This window comes from Bartonella sp. CL63NXGY, from assembly GCF_042194905.1.
In the GTDB taxonomy this organism is placed as follows: Bacteria; Pseudomonadota; Alphaproteobacteria; order Rhizobiales; family Rhizobiaceae; genus Bartonella.
The window spans coordinates 1-583 of record NZ_JBHINK010000143.1; the positions used below are offsets into that span (position 1 = coordinate 1).

1 pseudogene is annotated in these 583 nt (G+C 33.6%); it reads left to right on the forward strand.

The features are described 5' to 3' along the window. Nucleotides 1–318 (forward strand): annotated as a pseudogene (locus ACFIK0_RS09770) (transcriptional regulator); the annotation flags it as partial. Nucleotides 319–583: the final 265 nt, after the last annotated feature.

A 583-nucleotide genomic window follows, 5' to 3' on the forward strand; every position in this document is an offset into this window, starting at 1 on the left:
CTAAATTGGCTTTTGACTGGTGAAGATGAAATGTTCATAAACATGATGAAAACTCAGTCTTTCAATATATCTCCACCTACCATCCCTGCTGGTCTCATGAAAAAGCTTGGTCGCATAGCTTATACAACGTATCGCGATGCAAATATAAAAATCCCTCCTGAAGATATAGCGGAACGCGCGGCGGAACTTTGTATAAAGTTGCAAGAGCTTGTTCAAGACATCAACGACACGGAAGAAGTAGAGCTTATTTTACCTCTTTTAAAACTGCATTTAAAGCGTCAAATAGAGGCTGAAAATGCACATCCAGAAACTAAATAAGATACAGCTTAATGCCTCTTTAATATGAAAAATGAAAGTGGAAATCTTTTTACATTAAAAAATTTATATAAATTATTGATAAACAATACTTTTTACTCAATTTTTAGAGATTTCCACTTATATATGGAAATCTTTTTTGCTTTTTTGTTTATTTTTGGCTGATTTTGGAGTCAATTGAACTTTTGGAGTGATTTTTTTCACAGGGTCTTCAAAGGCGGTTTTCTGGGCTTTCACAGACTTTTCAAAATTTTTCACAGGGTTTTCA